The 26,114-nt window shown below is 34.4% G+C and carries 28 protein-coding genes; 25 read left to right on the top strand and 3 right to left on the bottom strand.

Annotated elements, in window-relative coordinates:
* Nucleotides 1-11: 11 nt before the first annotated feature.
* The 24 genes from IEU51_RS01525 (at nt 12) to nth (ending at nt 21,713) form a co-directional block, all read left to right on the top strand.
* Nucleotides 12-284, top strand: coding sequence for an HU family DNA-binding protein (locus IEU51_RS01525; RefSeq protein WP_186077538.1), 273 nt, complete (start codon nt 12-14; stop codon nt 282-284).
* Nucleotides 285-339: 55 nt separating this feature from the next.
* Entirely contained in the window at nt 340-795 is a 456-nt protein-coding gene (locus IEU51_RS01520; RefSeq protein ID WP_186087895.1) for a hypothetical protein, read from the top strand.
* A complete protein-coding gene (locus IEU51_RS01515) occupies nt 788-1,486 on the top strand; it encodes a demethylmenaquinone methyltransferase (RefSeq protein ID WP_186087897.1) in 699 nt (232 codons plus the stop codon). Before IEU51_RS01520 ends, IEU51_RS01515 begins: the two co-directional genes overlap by 8 nt.
* Nucleotides 1,479-2,435 (top strand): polyprenyl synthetase family protein, encoded by a 957-nt coding sequence (locus IEU51_RS01510; protein ID WP_186087899.1) that lies wholly within the window; start codon nt 1,479-1,481, stop codon nt 2,433-2,435. Before IEU51_RS01515 ends, IEU51_RS01510 begins: the two co-directional genes overlap by 8 nt.
* A gap of 61 nt (nt 2,436-2,496) precedes the next feature.
* Nucleotides 2,497-2,943, top strand: a complete 447-nt coding sequence (gene ndk, locus IEU51_RS01505; RefSeq protein ID WP_186087901.1) for a nucleoside-diphosphate kinase — start codon at nt 2,497-2,499, stop codon at nt 2,941-2,943.
* 65 nt (nt 2,944-3,008) lie between these two features.
* A complete protein-coding gene (gene aroC / locus IEU51_RS01500) occupies nt 3,009-4,175 on the top strand; it encodes a chorismate synthase (protein WP_186087910.1) in 1,167 nt (388 codons plus the stop codon).
* The gene (locus IEU51_RS01495; protein ID WP_186087912.1) at nt 4,175-5,218 is read left to right on the top strand and encodes a 3-dehydroquinate synthase; all 1,044 of its coding nucleotides are present in this window, start codon (nt 4,175-4,177) and stop codon (nt 5,216-5,218) included. Before aroC ends, IEU51_RS01495 begins: the two co-directional genes overlap by 1 nt.
* Nucleotides 5,215-6,495 (top strand): 3-phosphoshikimate 1-carboxyvinyltransferase, encoded by a 1,281-nt coding sequence (aroA, locus tag IEU51_RS01490; RefSeq protein WP_186087914.1) that lies wholly within the window; start codon nt 5,215-5,217, stop codon nt 6,493-6,495. Before IEU51_RS01495 ends, aroA begins: the two co-directional genes overlap by 4 nt.
* Nucleotides 6,496-6,498: 3 nt before the next feature.
* Nucleotides 6,499-7,770, top strand: coding sequence for a tetratricopeptide repeat protein (locus IEU51_RS01485; protein ID WP_186087916.1), 1,272 nt, complete (start codon nt 6,499-6,501; stop codon nt 7,768-7,770).
* Entirely contained in the window at nt 7,760-8,242 is a 483-nt protein-coding gene (locus IEU51_RS01480) for a YpiB family protein (RefSeq protein ID WP_186087917.1), read from the top strand. The genes IEU51_RS01485 and IEU51_RS01480 overlap by 11 nt, the downstream gene beginning before the upstream one ends.
* Nucleotides 8,223-8,651, top strand: coding sequence for a DUF2487 family protein (locus IEU51_RS01475; protein ID WP_186087919.1), 429 nt, complete (start codon nt 8,223-8,225; stop codon nt 8,649-8,651). Before IEU51_RS01480 ends, IEU51_RS01475 begins: the two co-directional genes overlap by 20 nt.
* A gap of 142 nt (nt 8,652-8,793) precedes the next feature.
* Complete coding sequence (locus IEU51_RS01470) at nt 8,794-9,297, top strand: QcrA and Rieske domain-containing protein (protein ID WP_186087921.1); 504 nt, start codon at nt 8,794-8,796, stop codon at nt 9,295-9,297.
* 15 nt (nt 9,298-9,312) lie between these two features.
* Complete coding sequence (gene qcrB / locus IEU51_RS01465) at nt 9,313-9,987, top strand: menaquinol-cytochrome c reductase cytochrome b subunit (RefSeq protein WP_186077515.1); 675 nt, start codon at nt 9,313-9,315, stop codon at nt 9,985-9,987.
* A gap of 24 nt (nt 9,988-10,011) precedes the next feature.
* Entirely contained in the window at nt 10,012-10,797 is a 786-nt protein-coding gene (locus IEU51_RS01460) for a menaquinol-cytochrome c reductase cytochrome b/c subunit (RefSeq protein ID WP_186087923.1), read from the top strand.
* 77 nt (nt 10,798-10,874) lie between these two features.
* Entirely contained in the window at nt 10,875-11,441 is a 567-nt protein-coding gene (locus IEU51_RS01455) for a DUF1405 domain-containing protein (protein WP_229713790.1), read from the top strand.
* 61 nt (nt 11,442-11,502) lie between these two features.
* Complete coding sequence (locus tag IEU51_RS01450) at nt 11,503-12,195, top strand: zinc metallopeptidase (RefSeq protein ID WP_408634873.1); 693 nt, start codon at nt 11,503-11,505, stop codon at nt 12,193-12,195.
* An 88-nt stretch (nt 12,196-12,283) separates the two neighbouring features.
* Nucleotides 12,284-13,429 (top strand): N-acetyl-alpha-D-glucosaminyl L-malate synthase BshA, encoded by a 1,146-nt coding sequence (gene bshA, locus IEU51_RS01445; protein ID WP_186087927.1) that lies wholly within the window; start codon nt 12,284-12,286, stop codon nt 13,427-13,429.
* The gene (locus IEU51_RS01440; protein WP_186087929.1) at nt 13,422-14,603 is read left to right on the top strand and encodes a CCA tRNA nucleotidyltransferase; all 1,182 of its coding nucleotides are present in this window, start codon (nt 13,422-13,424) and stop codon (nt 14,601-14,603) included. The genes bshA and IEU51_RS01440 overlap by 8 nt, the downstream gene beginning before the upstream one ends.
* Nucleotides 14,581-15,345 (top strand): biotin--[acetyl-CoA-carboxylase] ligase, encoded by a 765-nt coding sequence (locus IEU51_RS01435; RefSeq protein WP_186087931.1) that lies wholly within the window; start codon nt 14,581-14,583, stop codon nt 15,343-15,345. Before IEU51_RS01440 ends, IEU51_RS01435 begins: the two co-directional genes overlap by 23 nt.
* Before the next feature lie 15 nt (nt 15,346-15,360).
* A complete protein-coding gene (locus tag IEU51_RS01430; RefSeq protein WP_186087933.1) occupies nt 15,361-17,871 on the top strand; it encodes an exonuclease domain-containing protein in 2,511 nt (836 codons plus the stop codon).
* A gap of 30 nt (nt 17,872-17,901) precedes the next feature.
* The gene (locus IEU51_RS01425; protein WP_186087935.1) at nt 17,902-19,095 is read left to right on the top strand and encodes a pyridoxal phosphate-dependent aminotransferase; all 1,194 of its coding nucleotides are present in this window, start codon (nt 17,902-17,904) and stop codon (nt 19,093-19,095) included.
* A gap of 10 nt (nt 19,096-19,105) precedes the next feature.
* Nucleotides 19,106-20,395: an asparagine--tRNA ligase gene (asnS, locus tag IEU51_RS01420; protein ID WP_186087937.1), complete on the top strand. Its 1,290-nt coding sequence runs from the start codon at nt 19,106-19,108 to the stop codon at nt 20,393-20,395.
* A 58-nt stretch (nt 20,396-20,453) separates the two neighbouring features.
* Nucleotides 20,454-21,050, top strand: coding sequence for a DnaD domain-containing protein (locus IEU51_RS01415; RefSeq protein ID WP_186087939.1), 597 nt, complete (start codon nt 20,454-20,456; stop codon nt 21,048-21,050).
* The gene (nth, locus tag IEU51_RS01410) at nt 21,051-21,713 is read left to right on the top strand and encodes an endonuclease III (protein ID WP_186087941.1); all 663 of its coding nucleotides are present in this window, start codon (nt 21,051-21,053) and stop codon (nt 21,711-21,713) included.
* Between the two features lie 31 nt (nt 21,714-21,744).
* Here the strand turns inward: nth and IEU51_RS01405 are convergent, their stop codons facing one another.
* A complete protein-coding gene (locus IEU51_RS01405; RefSeq protein WP_186087943.1) occupies nt 21,745-21,981 on the bottom strand; it encodes a hypothetical protein in 237 nt (78 codons plus the stop codon).
* 74 nt (nt 21,982-22,055) lie between these two features.
* Here IEU51_RS01405 and IEU51_RS01400 point away from each other — a divergent pair, with 74 nt between their 5' ends.
* Nucleotides 22,056-22,802 (top strand): hypothetical protein, encoded by a 747-nt coding sequence (locus IEU51_RS01400; protein ID WP_188349256.1) that lies wholly within the window; start codon nt 22,056-22,058, stop codon nt 22,800-22,802.
* A gap of 171 nt (nt 22,803-22,973) precedes the next feature.
* Here the strand turns inward: IEU51_RS01400 and IEU51_RS01395 are convergent, their stop codons facing one another.
* Both IEU51_RS01395 and recU read right to left on the bottom strand, forming a co-directional pair.
* Complete coding sequence (locus tag IEU51_RS01395; RefSeq protein WP_186087953.1) at nt 22,974-25,397, bottom strand: transglycosylase domain-containing protein; 2,424 nt, start codon at nt 25,395-25,397, stop codon at nt 22,974-22,976.
* A 4-nt stretch (nt 25,398-25,401) separates the two neighbouring features.
* Nucleotides 25,402-26,010, bottom strand: a complete 609-nt coding sequence (recU, locus tag IEU51_RS01390) for a Holliday junction resolvase RecU (protein ID WP_408634868.1) — start codon at nt 26,008-26,010, stop codon at nt 25,402-25,404.
* Nucleotides 26,011-26,114 lie beyond the last annotated feature (104 nt).

Here is a 26,114-nt window from a genome sequence, read left to right as displayed (position 1 = left end):
GGTCATTTGACATGAACAAAACTGACTTAATTAATGCAGTAAGCGACAAAGCTGATTTAACTAAAAAAGACGCTGGAGCTGCTGTAGACGCGGTGTTTGAAGCAGTTCAAGAAGCTTTAACAGCAGGCGAGAAAGTACAACTTATCGGATTCGGAACTTTCGAAGTTCGCGAACGTGCTGCTAGAAAAGGCCGTAACCCACAAACTGGTGAAGAAATTGAAATTGCTGCATCAAAAGTACCTGCATTCAAAGCTGGTAAAGCACTTAAAGACGCAGTAAAATAATTATTTTTAGACCTAACTTCTGTTAGGTCTATTCATTTATAAAGGTGGATTTTCTTTGTTTAACATGGATATCTTATCTCATTTTAATGATGAGTACACAAAACCTCTTGAACCTATTATCACGTACGTAAATAATGAAACACATATATTGAAGGACTATGAAATAGTAAAAGCAGTCGTGACTTTTAACTTAGCTTTACTATTACTTGATAATGAGCCTGACAAAACAGACATGGAAAACCATGTCCTTTATGGGGACTTATACTTATCTATGTTTTATATCACTTTGTCAAAATACGAAGCATATGACATCTTAACAGACGTGTTAGATATCTCTAAAGAAATCATTAACTTAAAATCCTTATATTTAAAAGATAAACAACTCAAATCAATTGAAAAAACATACATACTTTTTGGTCCAATTCTCTATTTAAGAGATCGTTTTTTTATAGACCAAGATATAGATCAAGTGCTCGAACTAATAATGCAAAACGGTGATTTTAATGGCTAATAATAGAATTCAAACAATCTTTAACACAGTTTCAAAAGATTACGATAAGATGAATGATATCATCAGTTTTAAACAACATGATATATGGAGAAACCGTACAAACAAGGAAATTTTTGTTCATGATACTTCAGATGTTCTTGATTTATGTTGTGGAACTGGGGACTGGACAATCCAACTTTCTAACATGAATAAAAAAGCAAATATCATTGGATTAGACTTTAGTGAGAATATGCTCTTAGTAGCAAAACAAAAAACAGCACACATCAAAAACATCTCACTCACTCAAGGAGATGCAATGAATTTACCTTATGATGACAATTCATTTGATATTGTGACGGTCGGTTTTGGCCTTAGAAACCTTCCAGATTATCAAGCAGCAATTCATGAAGTGCACCGCGTCTTAAAACCAGGTGGACAATTTGTCATTTTAGAAACGTCTAACCCTAAAAACAAAATCGTTGGCTCATTATTTAATTTTTACTTTGGACGCATCATGCCGATGTTTGGTCAGCTCATCGCAAAAAGTGGTGATGAGTATAAATGGCTATACGAATCAACAAGAGATTTCGTATCAAAAGAAGAATTAAAACAGATGATGAAAAATAGTAAGTTTACGAATATCAAAGTAATATCTCATAACTTGGGAATGGCAGCTACCCATATTGGTTTCAAAGAAATCACCCATGAATAAGAATATTCGTGCCTATGTAAAGACAGATCTAAATGATCTTGAAGCACTTATAAAGATTGCTTTACAGCCAGATAAAAGCATCGTAAGCAACGAGAGCTTCGATCTTTACATTACAGGTGGTAAAAAGCTCAGACCTATACTATCTATATTAGTAGGGAAACTTGGAGCAAATGAACATAGAAGTTCCATACTTCATACAGCTGCTAGTTTGGAACTGATCCATATGGCTAGCCTTGTACATGATGACATTATTGATGATTCAAATCTAAGAAGAAATAGGAAAACAACGTATTATAAACATGGATATTTTCAAGCCATTAATACAGGAAACTATTTAATTTCTTCTGCTATTCGACTTGTTTCTGATATCCATAATCCAAAATTTCATCAAAGTTACTCGAGCATGATTAAAAAAATTGTTACAGGTGAATTATTTCAATTTGATACTCAATTTGATGATTCACAAACAATCGATGATTACTATGAAAAGATTTACAAAAAAACAGCTTTGCTCATTATGTTAAGTATAGAGCTCAGTGCTTACGCTGGTCATATTTCAGATGAAAAACGTAAGAAACTCACAGACTTTGGTTATAATATTGGAATGAGCTTTCAGATCATTGACGACTGCTTAGATTACACTGCAACTAAAAAAACACTTGGTAAACCATCATTCTCTGACTTAGAGAATGGTCATTATACATTGCCAGTGCTTTTATTACGAGATAAAGACTCATATTTCAAAGAAATGTTGCACGTCTATTCAATAGATCAATCAAGTAAAGAAGCGTTGATAGAGTATTTGCTTAACTCTGATGCAATAGAGTCCTCAAAAAGAGTGAGTGATGAATTTTTAGATAAAGCACTTGTCAATATAGAAGATATTGAAGACCCAATAAAGCGCTATTTATCTGAAATGGTTGAAAAACTACGTACAAGATTAAATTAATATACAAAACATATGAAAAAATGATAGAATAAGTAAAGAACTTTTAAAGGAGAATAACTTAATGGAAAGAACATTTTTAATGATTAAACCTGACGGTGTCCAAAGAAACCTTATTGGACCAATCGTTGCAAGATTAGAAAACAAAGGATTTAAAATCGTAGGTGCTAAGCTTATGCAAGTATCTGAAGATTTAGCAAAAACTCACTATGGTGAGCACGCTGACAAACCATTCTTCGGTGAATTAGTAGACTTCATTACTTCTGGTCCTGTTTTCGCAATGGTATTAGAAGGAGAAAACATCATTAAAACAGCACGTCTTGTTGTTGGTTCAACTAACCCACAAGAAGCTCTTCCAGGAACAATCCGTGGAGACTTTGGTCTTACAGTAGGTAAAAATATTATTCATGGTTCTGACTCACTTGAAAGTGCAGACAGAGAAATTAATCTTTTCTTTGACCAATCAGAACTAGTAGACTACAGCTTAATTAACAAAGATTGGATCTACTAATTAGATATAAAGCTGAGTATTTTATACTCGGCTTTTTATTTTACATAAAATTTTGAGGTGATTATATGAGATTTTTAACAGCAGGTGAATCGCATGGGCCAAAGGTCACAGCGATTGTAGAAGGTTTCCCATCAAATTTACCAATTGACAAAGAAAGAATGCAGAAAGAACTGTTTAAACGTCAAGGTGGCTATGGCCGTGGGCGTAGAATGCAGATTGAGAAAGACACGTTTATTTTTGGAAGTGGAATCCGTCACGGTAAGACATTAGGTTCTCCAATTATGATGGAAGTTCAAAATGATGACTTTAAGCATTGGACTAAAATCATGGGAGACGAACCATTAACTGAAGAACAACTTAGCGAAATGAAACGTGTTATTACACGTCCAAGACCTGGACATGCGGACCTTGTTGGTGGTCAAAAATATAATCATCGCGACTTAAGAAACATTTTAGAGCGCTCAAGTGCTCGTGAAACAACTGCACGTGTTCTTGTAGGGGCATTATGCTTAGAACTCTTACATGCATTAGATATTAGAATCACGAGCCGTGTCGCTCGAATTGGTACCGTTGAAGACGAAAATGAATATACGTTTAACGAAATTGTAGAAGGTATCGAGTCTTCATCTGTAAAAATGGTATCAGAAGAAAGTACTAAGGCAGCCGAAGCATTAATAGACCAAGCGAAAAAAGATGGCGATACGCTTGGTGGAATTGTTGAAGTAATTGTAGAAAACCCAATTATTGGTCTAGGTTCACACGTCCATTACGATACAAAGCTCGATGCTAAAATCGCTCAAGCAGTACTATCTATCAACGCGTTTAAAGGTGTAGAGTTTGGTATAGGCTTTAAGATGGGAGAGACACCTGGAAGTAAAGTTCAAGATGAAATCACATACTCTAAAGAAGATGGATTTACTAGAAGAACAAACAATCTCGGTGGATTTGAGGGTGGTATGACTACAGGTATGCCAATTATCGTGCGTGGTGTCATGAAACCAATTCCGACGCTGTACAAGCCACTTATGAGCGTTGACATCGATTCAAAAGAGCCATTTACGGCAACAATCGAACGTAGTGACCCAAGTGCAGTGCCTGCAGCTTCAGTAGTTGCTGAACACATGGTTGCAATTGAACTTGCGAAAGCAATTTTAGATAAGTTCGGTTCAGATGATTTTGGCGACCTTAAAAATGCAATTGATGCATACAATAAACGACTCGGTGAATACTAATGGAATTCCATACGACGTATAGTGACAACAATTACACAATTTACGTAGACAATGGAATTTTAAACGAAACACTACAAAAGTATACGAGTCAATATAACCAAGTGTTTTATATCATAGATTCACATGTATATGACTTACATGAAGAAAAGTTTACTAATTTTGATACTGTTATCAAGGTACCAAGAGGCGAATCGTTTAAAACGATTGAAAACACGATAGCTGTAATCGATGAACTACTCGATCAAAACATCAAAAGAAACGATCTCGTTGTTGTGATTGGTGGGGGTGCAACTGGTGATGGTGGCGCATTTGTTTCAAGCATCACACTACGCGGTGTAGATTATATTCATGTACCAACAACTCTGCTTGCGCATGACTCTGCAATAGGTGGAAAAACTGCAATCAACCGTCCGCATGGTAAAAACTTAGTTGGAACGTTTTATAGACCAAATGCGGTCATTTACGATCTTGATTTCTTTGAAACGTTACCGGAAGAAGAAGTGCTCAGTGGATTCGGTGAAGTTATTAAACACGCGATGCTTGCCGGAAAAGAATCTATTAATCGACTTGTTGATGAAACGAAAGATGGCTTAGATATTACGCGTCTCAATGAATTTATCTTATACGGTATTAAAACTAAGATGTATTACGTTTCAGTAGACGAAAAAGAGGATAATTTAAGGAAGTTTCTTAATCTTGGACACACGCTCGGCCACGCATTAGAATATTCTTTTAAACTTAAGCATGGACATGCGGTTGTTCTTGGAATTATTGGATCACTTTATATTTCTAATAAGATGTATAATGACATATTTGATTTAGAATCTTTAATAAGCTATTTAAAGAAAATTGGATACGATCTTTCACCACTTAAAGAGATGAATACGACAGAAATGATTCATTATATGTCGAGTGATAAGAAAAATATGCGTAAATCATTTATTGGATATATTATATTACGAGAATACGGGCACCCAGAATTGATTGAAATAAGTACAAGTGATTTAGAAGCACTCCTAAATGAAATGAAGGCGATAATATGAGAGAACTCTTAAATGGTAGTTTCAATGGAAAAGTGACTGTTCCTGGTGATAAGTCTATCACGCATCGTGCTGTGATGTTTGGTACATTGTCAAAAGGTACAACACATGTCTATCAGCCATTACTTTCAGAAGACACACTAGATACTGTTAATTGTATGGTGAAGTTGGGAGCAGATATTGACATAACAGATGAAAAAATCACAATTAATAGTCCAGGTGCAGAAAGTTTAACTTCTCCAAAAGAATTACTCTACACAGGGAATAGCGGTACTACGACAAGACTATTGATGGGACTTATTACTGGTCTTAATCTAAATGCAACAATTGACGGTGATGATACAATCAAAAAACGTCCAATGGACCGCGTTTCAATACCACTTGAAATGATGAACGCTAAACTGAAATTAAATAATGAACGTTTCACACCTGTCGAAATTTTCGAAAGTAAATTAGAGGGCATAGAATATGATATGCCTATTGCGAGTGCACAAGTGAAAAGTGCGATCATTTTTGCTTCATTACACAATAAAATTACGACAGTTATTCGTGAACAAGAAAAATCAAGAAATCACACTGAACTCATGTTAAAAGCGTTCGGTGGTAATATTGAAGTTGATGACACTACAATTACAGTAAACGGTGGAAACACACTTACACCAGTAGACGTCACTGTACCTGGAGATATTTCATCTGCTGCATTCTTAATGGTTTTAGCAGCGATTATTCCAGATTCAAAAGTAACGCTAAAAAACATTCTTTTAAACGAGACACGTAACGGAATCATTGATGTTTTTACTCAAATCGGTGCTGATATGACAATTGAGAACATTGATGATTCTCTAGAAAAGCGTGGGAATATTACAATCACTTATAAACCTAACTTAAAACCATTTACTATTAGTGGTGATATTATTCCAAAATTAATCGATGAAATTCCAATTCTTGCAGTTCTTGCATTATTCTTAGATGGTGAGAGTATTGTGAGAGATGCAGAAGAACTGCGTGTGAAAGAAACTGACAGAATTATGGCTGTTACAAATGAATTATCGAAATATGGTGCAGAATTTGAAATATATGAAGATGGATTTAAAGTTCTGCCAAGTAAACTTAAAATACAAGATATAGAATTTAAGAGCTATCATGATCATAGGATAGCAATGATGTTAATCGTAATGGGTATCAAAATGAATCATGATATAAAAATTGACAACGTAGAGTGCATCAACATCTCATATCCTAATTTTATTGATGATCTTAAATCACTGAAGGGAAGATAGACTATGAATGAGTCAATCTTAAAACTGATCGATGAATTAAAGCTCGGTCAATATGATATTGATAAAATAGAATCATTTACAGAAACGTTGCGCGATTACACAGAAGAGAGCGATCTTGAATTACTCTTTGTACTTGGTGATATGCTAATGCAACTCGGTGATACGATTCATGCATTAAATATATTTGAGTATCTATACTCTATAGTAGGGCATGATGATAATTTACTCAGCTACATTGTCGAAATTTACATCGTGGATAATAGACTAGATGATGCATTACTATTAATTAATGATGCTGAGAAAACACCAACAGTTTTAATGCTAAAATCAGAACTCTTCCAGCAGATGAACTTAAACGATGTAGCATTAAAAGCATTATACGAAGCTCGTGAATTATCTGATGACAGGGTTATTGATTTTGCGATTGCAGAACTTCTATATTACATCGGTGACATTAACGATGCTGTTAGATTCTATCAGAATGTACTTGAGCATGATGTTGACAAAGTCAACAATATAAATATCCATCAAAGACTCGCAGACATTTATGTGAATCAAATGGATTTTGAGCATGCACTTTCACATTTGAATCAAGTTGACGAGAGTGAATATACAAATGATGATTTTTATCTAAAATCCATTATTTATTACTATTTAGAGCGCTATGAAGAAGCAGAAAAAACACTAATGAAAGTAGTCTCGAATGAGCCTTACTATACAAATGCATATATCCTCTTAATGAAAGTTTATGAAGAGAATTATGAGTATGATAAGGCATATCAGCTATTAGAAGATTATGTTGTTCTAGATAAAGAAAATGCAATCATTTTCTATAATCTAGGACGCTTGGCAATTCGTCTTGGCAAAGTTGATAAAGCGAACGAAAGTTTTAGAAAAGCGACAGCATTAGATGAGACTTATGACGATGCATATAGAATTCTCTTCCAAAATTTACTTACAGATGATACACCAGAAGATATCGAACATTATCTTCCGCACATTGATACAGATAACTTAACACCACAATCACTTCATTTACTCGCAAATATTGAGGCATTAAATGAAAACGATGAAGAAGCAAGTAAATATTATGAAACGGCATATTCTTATCTGAGAGAAGACATAGATTTCTTATATGATTATTATCAATATCTTTTAGAAATAAGAAATCCAAAGTACCTTGATGTTTTAAACAAGTTAATCAAACTCGATCCAAACAACACAGACCTTGCATTAGAACTTGAACGTCTGCGTGGTGAAGAGGATGAGTTTTAAAAAAGATTTTCTTGAATATGTCTTGTACTCATATGAATTTAAAGAAAATGATCCAGTCTATGTGTTAAATTATCTAAAGTCAATTAAATATTTTGACTCACGTGTGTCTCTAATAGATAGACATTCACCAATTTCTCTTACGATTTCTACTGAAGGTGCACACTCACATAGTATGATGTGTCATATTGATGATGAAATCTTGCTCACAGCTAGAGACATCATAGATAAAATCGACGAGACTGAACACCCTATATTTGTAGAAATTCATTTTAATCAGTTTGAACCTAAATATACAGAAGTTGTGTTTAGAGAACATGAACGATTAGAACACGTCGAACATGAATTACGTCATTCACTTTATCAACAAATTGAACAAGCGCTCGAGTCAAAAGATAAAGATAGATTTTTATCACTCACAAACGAGTTAAAATTATTGAACGAGGAGAGTAAAAATGCTCTACACAAGAAATGATTTAAACGTTATTAAAGATGAAATTGAATTTATTGATACTGCAATTATCCCAGTCGTAGATATCGATATGGATAGCATAAGTGTGAGCCGAGCTGAACAAATCGAATTTATTCAACTCATTATTATGATGCTAGAAAAGCAATTAAAAGGTAGACTACTTATTACACCGTTATTCACTGTAGTAGGGGAAGATGTCACTCCTGTTAAAATTTACAAAAATCAACTAAAAGAATATGGTTTTAAACACTCAATCGTCCTTTCATTTAAAGATCGCACAATTGAAGACACACCATTAATTAGAATGAACCATGTGCCCATCAGTGATATGGACAAAGATATTCTAGAAGCTATGGTTAAAGAAGAAATGACTAAAGTTTTAAAAGAAATTATACGTATTTGGAATAGTTAATGGTTTGTTCTATAAAAAAACATAAAAAGTTTGTCTAAAAAGTGAAATGTCATGTTGACCATGCTGTTTTAATAGGATAAACTTAATGTGTCTTAGTTATAAATATGTAAAAAAGTTTGTAGAGTTCGAGGGGGGAAAAGGAATGTCAAGTAAAGTTACACGACGCCAATTTCTAAACTATTCATTAATGGGTGTCGGTTCTTTTATGGCAGCCGGAATGATTTTACCTATGGGTAGATTCGCACTTGATCCACTGTTCAAAGATGCAGCAGCCGGGTCTGATATTCAAACGAGCATCAAGGTGAGTGAGATAACAGAAGAACCAACTAAGGTTGATTTCACGTATAACCAAAAAGATGCATGGTATGAAAGCGAAGTTACAGAGTTCGCATGGGTTTACAAAGAAGGAGATAAACTCATCGCACTTTCTCCTGTATGTAAGCATTTAGGATGTACAGTTACTTGGGCTGGAGACGATGGTAACCCAGATAAGTTCTTCTGTCCATGTCATAATGGTCTGTACACGAAAGATGGTAACAACGTACCTGGTACGCCACCACGTGGACCATTAGACCAATATGAAGTTGGCGAAAAAGATGGTTTTGTTACAATTGGTAAAAAATTCGAAAACGAGTTAGTGAAGTAAATAGGAGGGAGTTAAATGCTTAACCGTATCTATGACTGGATTGACGATAGAATAGATATCACACCAATCTGGAGAGACATAGCTGACCACGAAGTGCCAGAGCACGTAAACCCTGCCTATCACTTCTCAGCGTTTGTATATTGTTTTGGTGGATTAACATTCTTTATTACTGTAATCCAAGTTTTATCTGGTATGTTTTTAACAATGTACTATGTACCAGACATTGTTAACGCATGGAATTCTGTATACTACTTACAGAATGACGTAGCAGCTGGTATGATCGTACGCGGTATGCACCACTGGGGTGCGAGTTTAGTAGTTGTAATGATGTTCTTACATACGTTAAGAGTATTCTTTACAGGTGCTTATAAATCACCACGTGAATTAAACTGGGTTGTAGGAGTATTACTTTTCTGTGTAATGCTTGGACTCGCATTCACAGGTTATTTATTACCTTGGGACATGAAAGCATTATTCGCAACTAAAGTTGGTCTTGATATTGCTGAATCAGTTCCATTTATCGGAGAATGGATTAAAACATTACTCGCAGGAGATGCGACAATCATTGGAGCTCAAACGTTAACGAGATTCTTTGCGATTCACGTATTCTTCCTACCTGCAGCGTTGTTTGTATTAATGGGAATCCACTTCATTTTAATACGTCGACAAGGAATCGCAGGTCCATTATAGGATACTAAAGGGGAGGTAGAAAAAATGAAACGCGGTAAAGGTCTAACATTTGTTGGAGACTCAAGAGTATTAAAGTACGATAAACCAAAGCTTAACAGAGACTATTCTGAGTTCCCTGGTCGTACAGAAGAATTTTACCCAGACTTTCTATTGAAAGAATGGTTAATCGGAGCAATTTTCTTAGTAGGTTTTCTGTGCTTAACAGTCGCACATCCAGCACCTTTAGAAAGAATTGCTGATCCAACTGACACTGGTTATATTCCACTTCCAGACTGGTATTTCCTTTTCCTATACCAAATTCTGAAGTACTCATATGCATCTGGTCCATTTAACGTGATTGGTGCAATCATCATGCCTGGTCTTGCAATTGGAGCATTAATGCTTGCACCTTGGTTAGATGGTACTAAACACAGAGATTGGAAAAGACGTCCTGTTGCTACAGGCATGATGTTACTTGCAGTAGGAGTTATCTTCTACGCAACTTGGGAATCTGTGGCATACCATGACTGGGATGCTCAAAAAGCTCAAGGTAAGATCGTATTTTCTAACTTAGATGATTCAGATCCAGTGTTTAATGAATTAGTAAGAACAAACTGTACGAGCTGTCACGGTGGAGAACTTACAGGAGGTTCTGGTCCTGACTTAGTTACACCAGACTTAACTAAAGAGCACGTACAAGCGTTTGTAGAGAATGGTACAACTGACAGTGGTGGCTCAATGCCAGGATTCAAAGATCAGTTAACTGCTGAAGAAATCGAAAAAATTGCAGATTTCGTATCAAAACTTGAACTTACAGACAAAGCAGAATAAATTCAATAACCCTCAAGACATATGTGCTTGAGGGTTTTTTAATAGGTGAATGTATGTTTAATATCATGTATAAACTTATGTTTAATAAATATTTTTTAACTCTCTTATTCATTGCAAACTTTTTAGGTACTATTTATGGTTACTATTGGTATAAAGGACAATTATCTGAAACGCCACTATATTTTTGGCCATTTGTTCCAGATAGCCCAACAGCAACGCTATTTTTATGTGTATTAATTGCACTTATTCTAGTTAAGAGACATTCTGGTCTAATTGATGCTCTCGCCTTTACGACTTTAATTAAGTACGGTGTATGGGCAGTTATCATGAATTTTATGTATTTTGTTGAAATCGGATATGTAACAAACGTTGGTCTCATGCTCATTTGTTCACATAGTTTAATGGCAGTACAAGCACTTCTATTCGTTCCACATATGTGCATTAAATTGAGAGATTTTTTCATTACAGCAGTATGGTTATTCCATAATGATGTGATTGACTATGTCTATATGCAGTATCCACGATATGGAAGTCTTGATCGTATTGCTGAGCATATTGGTTACTTTTCATTTTGGTTAACAGTGATTGTAATTATACTTTTATATATACTTGTTCCAGTAGAGAAGAGAGACCATAATAATTGACTTTAATTTGTCTAATACAGTAAAATCGTTGTTATAGAAGATAGGAGAGATCAACGTGTTAATGTATATTCTTTATTTTGTTATACTAATGATTGTGCCTATGATGGCGCAAGCAAATGTAATGTCGACATTTAATAAGTATTCTAAAGTACGTTCTACTAGTGGGTTAACTGGTAAAGAAGTTGCTGAAATGATACTTAGAGAAAATGGTATTTATGATGTTGAAGTATTAAGAGGTCAAGGTCGTTTAACAGACCACTATGATCCAGGTAAAAAGGTCGTTGTCTTATCTCCTGATAACTATGACAAACCAAGCGTATCAGGTACTGCGGTTGCAGCTCACGAAGTTGGTCACGCAATCCAACACGCTACTGGATATCACTTCTTAAACTTCCGTTCAGCTCTTTTCCCACTTGCGAATATCGGAAGCAGATTCTCATTCATTCTGATCATCGCAGGTATCGCATTAACAGTTGGTATGCAAACAGCCGGTCCGTCACTCGGAACTTACCTCCTATGGGGTGGTATCGCGTTATTCGCATTTTCTGTGTTGTTCCAAGTTGTTACATTACCAGTAGAGTTTGATGCTTCAAATAGGGCCATGAAACAAATTAAACAATTAAATATTGTCGATGAAAAAGAACACAGACACGCTAAGAAAGTTCTTAACGCTGCAGCGATGACTTACGTCGCAGCAACAGCAGTTGCAGTAGCTGAACTTGTACGTCTTGTGTTAATCGCTAGAAATAATTAATAAGACCGCCTATGATGGCGGTTTTTTCATTTCACAAACGATTAAATTACATTTATACTTATATATATAACTTTAGGAGGTATGAATTATGAAAATTGGTGTAACGTGTTATCCAAGTGTTGGAGGAAGTGGCATCATTGCAACAGAGCTCGCTCTACAAATGGCAGAGCTTGGACATGAAATACACTTCATTTCATCTAGTGTACCATTTCGCTTAAATGGAAACGTACCAAACATCTACGTTCATACTGTCGAAATTAATGACTACAACGTATTTAAATATAGACCCTATGATATTACACTCGCTTCTAAGATTTCAGAAGTAATTGATATACATCAACTTGATGTGATACATATGCACTACGCAATCCCACATGCAGTGGCTGGTATCCTTGCGAACCACATGTCTCAGCGTAAAGTAGGTATTGTTACGACGTTGCATGGTACAGATATCACTGTGCTCGGTCATGACCGTTCGTTAGAGCGAGCAATTCGATTTGGTATCGAAGAATCAGATATTACGACTGCTGTATCAGAGAGCTTAAAACAAGAAACGATAGATATCGTTCATCCAGATAAAGATATTGTTACAATTTACAACTTTGTAGATGAAGACAAGTTCAATATGGATATCAGAGAACAGATTAAAAAAGAGATGAAATTACGTTACGGTATTAAAGAAAATACTAAAGTAATTATGCATTCATCAAACTTTAGAAAAATTAAACGCATAGACACGATCGTGCGTGCATTTAATGAAGTCCAAAAAGAAGTAGACTCAGTGCTTGTTTTAGTTGGAGATGGACCTGAAGCAATGACTGTTAAATCTCTTTCACAGTCTTTAGGAATTGAAGACAAAGTACTTCTTGTCGGGCAACAGTCTGACGTCGTGTCTCTATACAAAATGAGCGATCTGTTTATGCTTCTAAGTGAGAAGGAAAGCTTCGGACTTGCATTACTAGAGGCAATGAACTGTGGTAGTGTGCCTATTGGATCTAGTGCAGGTGGAATTAAAGAAGTGATTCAACATGGTAAAACAGGTCAAATTGTAGATGTCGGTGACTATAATGCAGCGGCTAAGTATGCAATTGAACTCTTGACAAATGAAGATAAATATAACACATTCCAACAGAATATGATTAAAGACATTAAAACACGTTTTAGTGAGGAAAAAATTGTCAATGAATATTTAGAACTGTATCAGTCACTGATTAAGGTGAATGACAATGAATAGGTTTGATCATGCAAAAACAGTATTAGAAACACTTGAGTCATATGGTTTTGAAGCCTATTTTGTAGGAGGCTCGGTCAGAGATTACATTATGGGACGTGAAATCCATGATGTTGACGTGACGACTAATGCTCGTCCAGAAACAATCAAAGACTTGTTTCAAAAAACGATTGATGTCGGAATTGAACATGGGACAGTCATTGTATTAATTGACGATGAGCCCATTGAAGTGACTACTTATCGAACGGAAACCACATATACAGACTATAGACGCCCAGATTCCGTGAGTTTCACAACATCATTACTTGAAGACCTTTCAAGAAGAGACTTCACCATGAATGCAATTGCAATGGATAAAAACATGAATATTGAAGATCCTTTTGACGGCCATATCGCTATAGAAGAAAAACGCATTGAAACAGTTGGTATTGCAGACGAACGTTTCAATGAAGATGCTTTAAGAATGCTTCGTGCAGTACGTTTCATTTCGCAACTAGAATTTAATCTGACAACAGAAACTGAAGATGCAATAAGAAAAAATGTTTCTCTAATTAAATATGTGTCAATTGAACGCATAGTAAAGGAACTAAAGAAGTTGTATGAAGGAAAGAATGTTACTGAAGCAAAGCATGCGTTAGTAAACACAAATATGTATAGGCATATCCCTTTCTTCAAAACTTTATCTAGAACAGAGATTATCGAAACCAATGCACACAGTTTAATTGATGAAATCGTCGTACAATTAATAAAGGATCCATCAATGTCATATGCAAATATCTTGAAATTATCAAATAATGAAACTAAGTATATTAAAAATTCTCTTAGATTATTAGATGATGCGAGAAGTAATTTAGAATCTAAAAGATTAGCATTTAAATATTCAGAAGATGTTATTGGCAATACTGTTTCACTCCTAGAATTAAATCCGATTCTCGATGAATCTTTAATAAAGAGAATTAAAGATGCAAAAATTGAGAAACAAAAACTACCTATAAAAAATCGTTCTGAACTTGAAATTAATGGTAGAATTTTAATGGAAAAGTTAAATAAAAAGGGCGGGCCATGGTTACAAACACTACTCACTAAAATCGAAGGTGAAGTGATTATGGGGCGCTTAAAAAATACTGAAAAAGACATATTAGAGTGGGTTTTAAATGAACAAGAAAACAATTTATGATTTAAATCATCACAAAATAAACTTTGCGCATATCAAAGAAGTCATTTATAAAGAGTCTGTCGAATCTACACAAACAATTGCTAAAGAGTATTTTTCTTTTAAAGAAGATAACTTTGTAGTGATTGCAGAAGAACAAACAAAGGGTGTAGGGCGTTTTAAAAGAGAGTGGAAATCACCAAACAATGGCGGCTTTTACGGCTCTTTTGTTTTTAGAGGATCTGTCAACAAAGACAAACTACCAGCATTTAACTTATTTATTTCTTTAGCACTTGTTGAAACGTTTAAATATTACACCGATGACATTGTACTGAAATGGCCAAACGATGTTTATTTACAAGGTAAAAAAGTAAGTGGTATTTTAACAGAGTGCTATAAGACGAGTGAAGAAGAAGGTATCATACTAGGTATTGGTATTAATCTGAATCGTACAAATCAGTCATTAGTAGATACTGCAATTACTCTCTCTGATGTATTTGAATCAGAAGTAAATATGTCATTATTTACAAACCAATTATTAAAAAAGATTAACCATTATTATGATTTGTATTTGTCTGTTCCATTCTGTGAAGTTAGAGATGAATATCTAAGGTACTCAAATGCACTGGGTAAAGAATTTACGATAACAACGCACGATGAACAATTCAATGGAAAAGCGATTGATATCGACGATCGTGGATTTTTGAAAGTTTATGATGAATCAGGTAAAATAAGAACTATTATGAGTGCAGACTTAAATATATAAATTTGGTGAAAAACTATGTTAAATCAGAGATATGCAGTAATCGATTTAGAAACCTCTGGTAACAACTTTAATACTGATAAAATATTAGAAATTGGTGTTGTATTCGTAGAGAACGGGCAAATCGTTGATGAGTACAGCACTTTTTTCTGTGACACGGATTACATCACTCCATTTATTTCTGAATTAACAAATATAACAGTGGATATGATTAAAAATGCACCGACATTTAAATCTAAAGCGCATGAGATATACGAACTCATAAAAGATTGTACGTTCGTTGCGCATAACGTGAGCTTTGACCTTACATTCTTGCAGAACGCTTTTAAAGCATATGGCATTGATTATACGCCACTACAAAAACTTGATACAGTGACTTTATCTAAAATCATGTACCCGATGGAACGTACATATCAGCTCGCACCGCTGACTGAATCACTAGGTATTGAGCTTAAAAGTGCTCACCGTGCATTAGATGATGCTAAAGCGACTGCACACTTACTATTATCTATTTTTAAGGAACTGAGTGGTATAAACCGTCACACTCAAATCCTAATGTTTAAAATCGCAAAATCTTTAGACAGTGACGTCGCGAGTCTCTTGTTTTCATCGATTTCAAATACAAAAGATAAAGAGACGCATGATTTAATACGTATAGATGACATTTATGTGCGTAAAATTGATGTTCATAAGGAAAGTACGTATAACTTTAAGATCGAGACACTATATGAGAAATTCTTAAAGTATAAAAACTTTAATCATAGAGATGAACAATTGGAACTCATCTATATTATCTATGATGCGTTAAAAAATAATAAAAAAGCAGCAATAGAGGCGTACACAGGGCTTGGTAAGAGTGAAGCAATGCTCATAGCAAGTATTGTTTATAGTGATGAAACTGGCAACCAAGTACTCATCTCAACGAGTAAGAGACTACTACAAAATCAATTATTCTTTAACTCAGTGTATGATTTATTGAAGTCTTCAAATATTGAGCATTACAACATCTCTATGTTAAAAGGGAAAAATAATTACGTTGATTTAGAAGCAGTGAATACACTCATGAAATTAGAGAATGACAATCATGAGATTATGATGTTGAAACTAAAATTACTCGTGTGGTTACAACAAACAATGTCTGGAGATTTGTCAGAGATTGACTTAAAAGGTCCAGAGCGCATGTATTATATGTCCGCGTTAAATCAAAACAGTCAATCTAATGATTATTTTTATAAAGAATCATTGAATCGTGCCAAACATTCAAACATTATCATCACCAATCATTATTATCTGTTTAATTGCTTAGAAGAGATTCCAACAAATCACATTGTAGTAGACGAAGCTCACCAACTAAAAGGTGCATTAGAAACAAGTCTAGAAGAGACATTTAAATATCCAGACTTAAAATTCTTGATGAGTCAAATTGGATTAGATAAAAAAGACCAATTACTCACAGATTATTTGAAACACAATAATTCTCAAAATGGGCATTATTTTGAAGCGATTATATCTGAAATTAGTGAGCATATTGATGTAATCTTCCAGTCATTAAATAAGAATGAATTCAAACGTGCAATTAAATATTTAAACTTTTCTATAGAAAAGTTGAATATCTTTATAAATATGTTATTTGGTACAAATGAGTTCCAAAATCTCTTTAATTACTTGCACAACTACAAAATTAGATTATCTAAGATGCTGAATGCATTAAATAAAGATCAGTTCGAAGTAAAAAAAGCAAAAAACTATACTAAAACAATATTAACAGTTCAAAAAGATTCAAAAGAAGCACTTTATAATAAAGCGCAACAGATATTGTCTCAAGTCCTGATTTCAGGAACGTTAGAAGTTAAGGGTGAGTTTAAGCATCTAGAAAAATGGTTTGGTGAATCACCGTTTGATCAGTATATTATCCGCTCTGAATCTCTGTTCAAGGATGTCGAATTATTTATTCCAAATGATATTTCAGACTTCAAAAAAACGGATGACTTTATGCTAGATTTAATTGATTATATGACAATACTATTAGAGAGTAAGCATCAAAAAGCCGTAATTTTATTTACAAGCTACGAACAATTAAATGAAACATACGAAATGATGATGGATACGGATCTTTTTAATACCATTCCCGTCTTAAAGCAGACGCCTAAAATCACACCAGATAAGTTACTTATTCAGTACAATCAATTAAGTCGTTGTCTATTACTTGCAACATCTTCATTTACTGAAGGTGTTAATATCGAAAACACGGACGAAAAAATTATATTTTTAACAAAGCTTCCGTTTCCTGTGCCAAATAAAGACAACTTCAAACAATTTTATAGTAAGGAATTGCCAGAGGCTGTCTTTATCTTCAGACAAATTTTAGGTCGTTTAAAGCGTTCAGATACGGATAAGGGAAAACTAATCTTATTTGATGAGAGATTGCTGACTAAAAACTATAGTAATGCCTTCTTAAAATACTTTGAGAAAGATAATATTACGCACCAAGACAGATATACTTTTATTGATTGGTTATCTGACCTATAATTAAGTAAATACGAAACGGAGGTGGCTTGTTTGCAAATTTCTAAAAGAATTAAATCACTATCAAGAAGCCAAACAGTCGAAATCACAAACCTTGCAAGACAATTGAGACAAGATGGAATAGATGTCATCAGTCTCTCTGTCGGTGAGCCAGATTTTACGACTCCAAAAGAAGTTATTGATTACGCGAGTCTTATGGCTGAACAAGGCAAAACAAAATATGTTGCTACAGATGGACTTCCTGAATTTAAACAAAGGATTCAAGAAAAAATGAAAAGAGACAATGGTCTTGACTACGAATTAAATGAAATTTTTGTAGGTGCGGGTGCGAAACAAGTCTTATACAATCTATTCATGGCTCTATTAGACCCAGGCGATGAGGTAGTTGTTCCTGATCCTTATTGGGTGTCATACACAGAACAAGTCAAACTCGCTGAAGGCGTGCCTGTTATTGCACATACAACAGCGGATACGGCATATAAATTAACACCTGAGATATTAGACGAAGTTGTTACAGAAAAAACGAAGATTCTCGTTCTCAATTCACCAAATAACCCAACAGGTTCAGTCTATACTTTAGAAGAGTTGCAAGCACTTGCTGATTATTTAGATGACAAAGACATCATGGTCATTGCAGATGAAATCTATGAAGTCCTAGTTTATGATGGTGAACATATTTCACTTGCATCGATTTCTGAAACAATGAAGAAGAACACAATAGTCATCAATGGTGTGAGTAAATCACACGCAATGACAGGTTGGAGAGTCGGTTACGCATGTGGTGATTCTGAAGTGATTAGTGCGATTACAAAACTTCAAAGTCAACTCGTATCCAATGTTTCAACGCCAGCACAATACGCAGCAGTTAGAGCATACGATATGGACCACACATTTTTAGAAGAATATAATCAATTATTCAAAAAAAGACGCGATAATGCCTATCAAAAAATGGTAGAATTACCTTATGTAACGTGTATTAAACCTGAAGGTGCATTTTATCTTTTCCCATATTTTAAGGAAACAGCAGAGAAGTGTGGGTTTAATACTGTGGATGATTTCGTCAAAGCAATTCTTAGTGAAAAACATGTTGCACTCGTTCCAGGTTCAGCATTTGGTTATCCTGATAACCTAAGACTGAGTTATGCAGTTGATGAAGACACGCTCAATGAGGCGATGGATCGCTTAAAATCATTTATTAAAGAAAAATTAGAAAACACACGAAAGTAGGATTTATTTCATGAAGATTACGATCAATGAAGCACCAAAATATAATGGAGAAACTGTTACAATTGGTTGCTGGTTACTCCAAAAAAGAGGTAGCGGAAAGATTCAATTCCTTCAACTCAGAGACGGAACAGGATTTATGCAAGGGGTAGTCGTTAAAGCAAACGACGAAGACTTATTTGAAACTGCTAAACACTTAACACAAGAAACATCTATGTATGTGACTGGTATAATCAAAGAAGATGGACGTTCAAGCTTTGGCTATGAAATGGAAGTCACAGGCATTGAAGTAATTCAAGCAGCAGAAGGTTATCCAATTACACCTAAAGAACATGGTCCTGAATTCTTACTAGATCATCGTCATTTATGGTTACGTTCTAAAAAACAACATGCTGTAATGAGCATTCGAAACCAAATCATTAAGTCCACATATGATTTCTTCTTTGAACATGGATTCAAAAAGATTGATACGCCGATTCTTACTGCAAGTTCTGCAGAAGGGACTACAGAGCTCTTCCACACAAAATACTTTGATGAGGATGCATATCTCTCACAAAGTGGTCAACTGCATGCAGAAGCAGCAGCAATGGCTCATGGGAAAGTATTTACATTTGGTCCAACGTTTAGAGCAGAAAAATCTAAAACAAGACGTCACTTAATTGAATTCTGGATGATCGAACCTGAGATGGCTTTCTATGATCACGAAGATAGCTTAAAACTTCAAGAACAATACGTACAATACCTTTCTGAGAATGTTTTAGAACACTGTAAATTAGATCTTGAAGCATTAGATAGAGATGTCACTGCTTTAGAAAAAATTAAAGCGCCATTCCCTAGAATTTCATATACGGAAGCAATTGATTTCTTACTGAAAGAAGGATTTGACGATATCGAGTGGGGCGATGACTTTGGTGCACCGCATGAAACGGCAATCGCAAACCATTTTGACAAACCTGTATTCATCGTGAATTATCCAAAAGCAATCAAATCATTCTACATGAAAGAAAACCCAGAAGACCCGAGAACTGTATTATGTGCAGACCTAATCGCACCAGAAGGATACGGTGAAGTAATTGGTGGATCTGAACGTACTTCTGACTACGATGCATTATTAGAACGCATTAAAGAGTTAAATATGGATGAAGACACGTACCAGTGGTACTTAGACCTTCGTCGTTACGGTTCAGTTCCACATTCAGGATTCGGTCTTGGACTTGAAAGAACTGTTGCTTGGTTATCTGGAGTGAAACACGTTAGAGAAACAGCTCCATTCCCAAGATTATTAAACAGATTAGAACCATAAGATATACATGATAAAGAGATATTAGTTCACTAATATCTCTTTATTTATAGGAGGCATTATGGACAATTATATTAAGTATATTCAAATCCCTGTAAATAAAATTCTTTTTGACCATTATGCTGATCTTAATTTAGATGAAAAATCACTTATTGTATTGCTGCGTTTAATTGAAAAAGAGAATGAAAAATTTGCTGGATTTGATTCTTTAATCAGTGGTACAACAATGAGGAAACAAGAAGTCATCAGCATTATCCAAGATTTAATTCAGTTAGACTTAGTAGGTATTGAAACTAAGGAAATAGACAACAAATGGGTTGAAATGTATACATTTGATACACTCTATCAGAAACTCACACAATTTATCACTCCTGTTACGAAACCTAAGAACAGAAGTAAAGAAGATATCAGTGAAGTATTTCAATATATCGAAAGTCTTTATGGGCGAGCACTGACACCAGCTGAATTTGAACGTATAAGCGAATGGATTAGTACAGATAACTATGATACTGAAACGATTAAACAAGGCGTAGATATGGCCTTTAAAAATGATGTCACTTCACTTCAATACGTTGAACGCATTTTAAGTACATTAAAGAGAAAAGAAGTTAAAGATAATTATCTAAAACCTAAAAATTGGTTGGATGGAGAATCATAAATGTTAAGTAAAAAGAGAACGATTGAGGCACTCGATGTTATTGCATACATGTTCCCTGATGCTGAAGCAGAACTCAATTATTCAAATTCGTTCGAGCTGACAATTGCGGTATTGTTATCCGCTCAAGCAACAGATGTTATGGTGAATAGGGTGACAGATACTTTATTTAAAAAATATAAAACACCTGAAGACTATTTGAGTGTGCCTCTTGAAGAGTTGCAAGATGATATTAAGATTATTGGTCTATACAGAAACAAAGCTAAAAACATTCAAAAATTGTGTAGAGATTTAATCGATAAGTTCGATGGAGAAGTACCAACGAACTACGATGATCTCATAACACTCGCTGGTGTAGGAAGAAAAACAGCAAACGTGGTTTTATCGGTTGCATTTAATACACCAAGAATTGCAGTAGATACCCACGTTGAACGTGTGGCTAAGAGACTTGGAATTGCGAGATATAAAGACAGTGTACTCCAAGTAGAAGAAACGTTGATGAGAAAAATTCCAGAAGACAGATGGAGTGTCGCGCATCATCAATTAATTTTCTTTGGAAGATATCACTGTTTAGCAAGAAATCCGAAATGTGACACATGCCCACTGTTATATATGTGTAGGGAAGGGCAAAAGAGAAAACGCGCTGAAGAACGTAAGTTGAAATAGGAACCTGAACCAATCAGGTTCCTTTTTTGTACTAGAAGTTAATTAAATAAAAAATTACAAATATTATACCACTAACAATGATAAAGCTCAGCTTGAAGAATGATTTGTCTTCATCTTTCACTTTTCTTTCTAAAATCCTTAAAATGAAGAACATAGTTATCGCTGCACATAATAGTATAATGAAAATATTTACTTCTAAATAAATCATGGTTACGAATAAAATGCTGTAGATGGCTCCTAGCAAAACACCTAATACATACTTGTCCATAAATATACTCCTTATGTTTTATTTATTAATAAAATGGGTATTGATTATTAATTTATAGTATAAGGAGAGGTTTTATGAAAAGCAAATTTTTTGTTGCACTGTCTGCCTTGTATTTAACGATAATCATAACTGTTTCTACCCCAGTCAGTTTAGCTAATGTTGAAAGCGGTAATTTAGGTGACTTTAACGAGTTAATAAAATTGTCAGAAACCTACAAAGAATATGAGAAGATTATGATTGATGGAGAGCCTGAGACTATTGAAAATATTTATGATTCAAATAAAAAAGAAGTAGTTGGTAAAATAATTAGATATGAGATTGAGTATAATTATAATCCCGATAATATTGTAAATGAAATATCATATCTAGTTTTTACAGAAGACAATTTAACAAATAAAATTAATAGTTATATAGTGGACAATAGCTCACTATATAAAGAAGGTATTATTAAAATTATTAATACTACATCTAATTATATTGAAGAATTTGATGTTTCACAGGAAGATTTTTACATTGATTATAAAAATGATATCGATGCCGAGATTAGTCTCCAACTAAAAAAATCAAAATCATCATCTGAGGCCGAATATCTGTGTTTCAATTGCACACAATATATTTCAAATACAGTAGATTATAGTTCAAGTTGCCATACTGCCTTTGGATATATATGCGGTGCAGTTGCAATTTATAGTCAAATGCCCGGCTTTTTACTTTGTGCAGGTGTAGCGACATTATCATGTTGGGTTCCACCTAGAAAAGTCTGTGTAAAAGGTAATTGGCATACTTCTTGTCTAATTCAGTCAGAGTTACCAGCAATGTAGAGTTATGATTTTACTAAAGATATTAATATTTATATATTACACATTTAAATATTACAATATTTTTTAAAAAAAAAGCATGTTTTCTAATTAATTTAGAAAACATGCCGTAAGTTTTTATTAACAAGTTAAATTAATCACACTATATTAATATATATTCTATCATAAATGTTTTTATTCTCCTGAATTTGATTCAGAGTCTGAGCCAGAATTGTCTGTGTTTGATTCATCACTAGAGTTGTCTGTTGATGATCCATCATTATTTTCTGTTCCTGAGTTATTGCTATTGTCTGTTTCAGTCTCAGGCTCTTCTTCTTCAGTTGCTTCTGTGTCAGTTGAATTATCTTCTGTATTGGTTGAACCAGAGTTATTGTTAGATTCTGATTCTGTGTTTTCTTCTGACTTTTCAGTTTCATCGGTGTTGTTTGTATTTGAGTTGTTATTTGAGTTATTTTGGTTTTGGTTATATTGGTAATTTTGTGAGTTCTGTGTATTCCAAGTATTCGTCTGTGTATTTACATTACCTTGACCTAGGTTAAAAATTTCATATTGACCTTTTTTCGCCAATTCATTTCCGTTTACACGTTCTACTGAACTTGGCATTTCAAAGTCTTGGCCATTGAATGAACTGATCTTCGTCATGATATCTCTAAATAACCATTGTGGTGTTATGTGTTCGTCTGATCCAACGAATGACGTTTCACCGTCTTTTTTAGTCTGTGTAAATCCTGTCCATATACTCACCGTATATTCTGGTGTATATCCAATAATCCAAGCATCTTTCGCTGAATTATCTGGAAGATTGTATTCGTCAACTGTTTCATTTGAATATGATGTAGTACCTGTCTTACCAGCAATGTTTAAACCTGGAATCTTAATGTAATCGGCAGAACCCCATGGTTCAAATGTACCTTTTAACATATCTGTAATCATAAATGCTGTAGAGTCATCCATTGCTTGATGTGATTCATAATCAAAATCGATTCTTTCATCTTCTGAATCAATAATATATCTTACTGAGCCTGCTTCGTTGAACGTTCCACCATTCCCAAATGCTGCATAGGCTTGTGCCATTTGTAACGGACTAAATCTAGATTCATAACCACCAAGGACGTCGTTGAATGTCAGTGTATAGTTTCCATCTTGCTTCTTAGCGTAGTCTAAGCCTAGACCTTCTGCGAATTTTTCTGGAGCATTTTTACCTGCTTCTTCTTGTACTTCTTCAAATGTTTTAACAGCCGGTATGTTAAAGCTTCGTCGTAATGATTCTCTAATCGTTACTGTTCCGTGATTCTGATTATCATAGTTATAGATGTTCGCACTGAATTCTTTAGGTGTATATTCTTTTTCATCTTTGATTGTTTGGTCTGTACGCCAATCTAAATTCTCAATTGCTGGACCATACGCTAAGATCGGTTTCATTGTTGAACCAACGTTATGCTGAGTGATTGCTAAATTTTCTTTTAGAACTTCTCTGTAATCACGACCACCTGAAATTGCTCTTAATGCACCTGTTTCTGTATCAATAATTGTAGAGGCGATGTTAAAATCATCACTCTTAAACTTGTCATTATAGAAATAATCACGATTATCTACAACACCTTGTAAATATTCTTGTGCATCTTTGTCCATATTTGTGTAAATATCAATTCCACTCGCGAGTAGTTCTGATACATCTGTATTTCTAAGTTCATCTGACTGAGCTAATTGCTGTTTTACCATATTAATATAAGACGCGTATTCAGGATCATTGGGCTTGTCTGATGCTCTTTCTTCTTCTGTTCTAGAAACTAAGTTATCTGCTAAGTCGATGTTTACTGCTTCGTTATATTCGGCTTCTGTAATACGACCGTGGTGAAGCATAAGTTCTAATACTCTGTTTGCACGGTTATTTCCAGCCTCTTTGTCGATGTATAAGTTATACACGTTCGGTAGGTTAGGGAGACCTGCTAAATATGCTGCTTCTTTTAAATTAAGATCTTCAAGTTCTTTATCGAAATAATAAATACTTGCAGTTCTCACTCCGTAAATGCCATCTGAATAATAAATCTTATTTAAATACATCTCTAAAATATCGTCTTTAGAGTATTCTTGTTCTAAACGGTATGATAGATAAGCTTCTTGTGCTTTTCTTTTAATTGTCTTTTCTTCAGTAAGGAAGGCACGTTTTACGACCTGTTGCGTTATTGTACTTGCCCCTTGTGAACCAAACCCTTTAGTTAGGTTACTTACAACTGCTGATGCAAGACGTTTAAAGTCAATCGCACCGTGTTCATAGAATCTGTTATCTTCTACTGCAAGTACTGCATCTGTCACCATTTCAGGTGTGTCTTCAATATTAATGTATTCTCGTTCTACCCCTTGGTATATGGTTGTTACGAGTTCATCATTTTGGTCGAACACTCTAGACGGAACTGGGTCTTTTAGCTTTTCCATACTAAAAGCAGGAGCTGTTGAAGCAAAGTATGCAAAAATTAATGCACCGACTACAAGAAATGTAATAAATAAAAGACTTCCATAGAGTAGGATTTGCTTAGATAATGACTTCTTACTCCTCTTATTCTTATTTTGATTTTTTCTAGACATTGATTTCGTCATAAAGTTACCTCTCTTTTAAGAAAAACTCATCCACAGCTCGTAAATAATCGTATCTCGGATTAAATTTCTCTTGAATTAAAATACTCTCAGATTTGATGGTCTGATAGGGAATAGACTTTTTGCCATCATTTAATATATACTCATCCCAATGAACTAAAAATCTTTCAATCGGGTACAACATCACTTCGTTATGTGCACTGAAGCGTATGATTAAAAATACAATGCCACCATTCTGATGACATTGTCTCATGTGCTCGACTTGATGTGAATGTATGTTAATGAATGGAAACCGTGTTTTATTTTTAGTTTCTTTCGCTTCAAAGTCTATATATTTTCCTTTATAAATTCCGTTATAATCAGATGTTGATGGCGTTTTATAATACGCCTCACTGATCTTGGCTTTATTTCGTGATGGATAATCAACTTTAACCACTGTGATTGGTGTCGGTTTTTTGTGAATTACTGCAATATTTTCTTTTAAATAATACGTGTTTGTTTGATCCAAGTCCTTTTCAAGCGTCATACCTCGTGACCCATAATTCACACGACTCGTTGACTTGATTGGATTATTTGTTTTAAGTGTCCCTCGTTTAATACCAGAAGGATATTTCAACAGAATCACACCTTCACATGTTCATTCATACTAAACTATTATACAATAAAAATTGCATACTAATCTAATGATAATTATAGGGAGAGAGCGTGTTTTGTCAAATA

The sequence above is a fragment of the Phocicoccus schoeneichii genome (assembly GCF_014635565.1).
In the GTDB taxonomy this organism is placed as follows: domain Bacteria; phylum Bacillota; class Bacilli; order Staphylococcales; family Salinicoccaceae; genus Phocicoccus; species Phocicoccus schoeneichii.
The sequence above is the reverse complement of the archived record's forward strand: the minus strand, read 5'-3'. Positions and strand labels throughout refer to the sequence as shown.

Coding starts and splice junctions, on each gene's coding strand:
- IEU51_RS01440 (WP_186087929.1), top strand. CDS start 13,422: ATGAATAGGTTTGATCATGCAAAAACAGTATTAGAAACACTTGAGTCA.
- IEU51_RS01430 (WP_186087933.1), top strand. CDS start 15,361: ATGTTAAATCAGAGATATGCAGTAATCGATTTAGAAACCTCTGGTAAC.
- IEU51_RS01515 (WP_186087897.1), top strand. CDS start 788: ATGGCTAATAATAGAATTCAAACAATCTTTAACACAGTTTCAAAAGAT.
- IEU51_RS01460 (WP_186087923.1), top strand. CDS start 10,012: ATGAAACGCGGTAAAGGTCTAACATTTGTTGGAGACTCAAGAGTATTA.
- IEU51_RS01450 (WP_408634873.1), top strand. CDS start 11,503: ATGTATATTCTTTATTTTGTTATACTAATGATTGTGCCTATGATGGCG.
- IEU51_RS01485 (WP_186087916.1), top strand. CDS start 6,499: ATGAATGAGTCAATCTTAAAACTGATCGATGAATTAAAGCTCGGTCAA.
- IEU51_RS01495 (WP_186087912.1), top strand. CDS start 4,175: ATGGAATTCCATACGACGTATAGTGACAACAATTACACAATTTACGTA.
- aroC (WP_186087910.1), top strand. CDS start 3,009: ATGAGATTTTTAACAGCAGGTGAATCGCATGGGCCAAAGGTCACAGCG.
- IEU51_RS01405 (WP_186087943.1), bottom strand. CDS start 21,981: ATGGACAAGTATGTATTAGGTGTTTTGCTAGGAGCCATCTACAGCATT.
- IEU51_RS01435 (WP_186087931.1), top strand. CDS start 14,581: ATGAACAAGAAAACAATTTATGATTTAAATCATCACAAAATAAACTTT.
- IEU51_RS01475 (WP_186087919.1), top strand. CDS start 8,223: ATGCTCTACACAAGAAATGATTTAAACGTTATTAAAGATGAAATTGAA.
- IEU51_RS01415 (WP_186087939.1), top strand. CDS start 20,454: ATGGACAATTATATTAAGTATATTCAAATCCCTGTAAATAAAATTCTT.
- IEU51_RS01510 (WP_186087899.1), top strand. CDS start 1,479: ATGAATAAGAATATTCGTGCCTATGTAAAGACAGATCTAAATGATCTT.
- IEU51_RS01395 (WP_186087953.1), bottom strand. CDS start 25,397: ATGACGAAATCAATGTCTAGAAAAAATCAAAATAAGAATAAGAGGAGT.
- IEU51_RS01525 (WP_186077538.1), top strand. CDS start 12: ATGAACAAAACTGACTTAATTAATGCAGTAAGCGACAAAGCTGATTTA.
- IEU51_RS01455 (WP_229713790.1), top strand. CDS start 10,875: ATGTTTAATAAATATTTTTTAACTCTCTTATTCATTGCAAACTTTTTA.
- asnS (WP_186087937.1), top strand. CDS start 19,106: ATGAAGATTACGATCAATGAAGCACCAAAATATAATGGAGAAACTGTT.
- IEU51_RS01480 (WP_186087917.1), top strand. CDS start 7,760: ATGAGTTTTAAAAAAGATTTTCTTGAATATGTCTTGTACTCATATGAA.
- qcrB (WP_186077515.1), top strand. CDS start 9,313: ATGCTTAACCGTATCTATGACTGGATTGACGATAGAATAGATATCACA.
- IEU51_RS01470 (WP_186087921.1), top strand. CDS start 8,794: ATGTCAAGTAAAGTTACACGACGCCAATTTCTAAACTATTCATTAATG.
- IEU51_RS01400 (WP_188349256.1), top strand. CDS start 22,056: ATGAAAAGCAAATTTTTTGTTGCACTGTCTGCCTTGTATTTAACGATA.
- ndk (WP_186087901.1), top strand. CDS start 2,497: ATGGAAAGAACATTTTTAATGATTAAACCTGACGGTGTCCAAAGAAAC.
- bshA (WP_186087927.1), top strand. CDS start 12,284: ATGAAAATTGGTGTAACGTGTTATCCAAGTGTTGGAGGAAGTGGCATC.
- aroA (WP_186087914.1), top strand. CDS start 5,215: ATGAGAGAACTCTTAAATGGTAGTTTCAATGGAAAAGTGACTGTTCCT.
- nth (WP_186087941.1), top strand. CDS start 21,051: ATGTTAAGTAAAAAGAGAACGATTGAGGCACTCGATGTTATTGCATAC.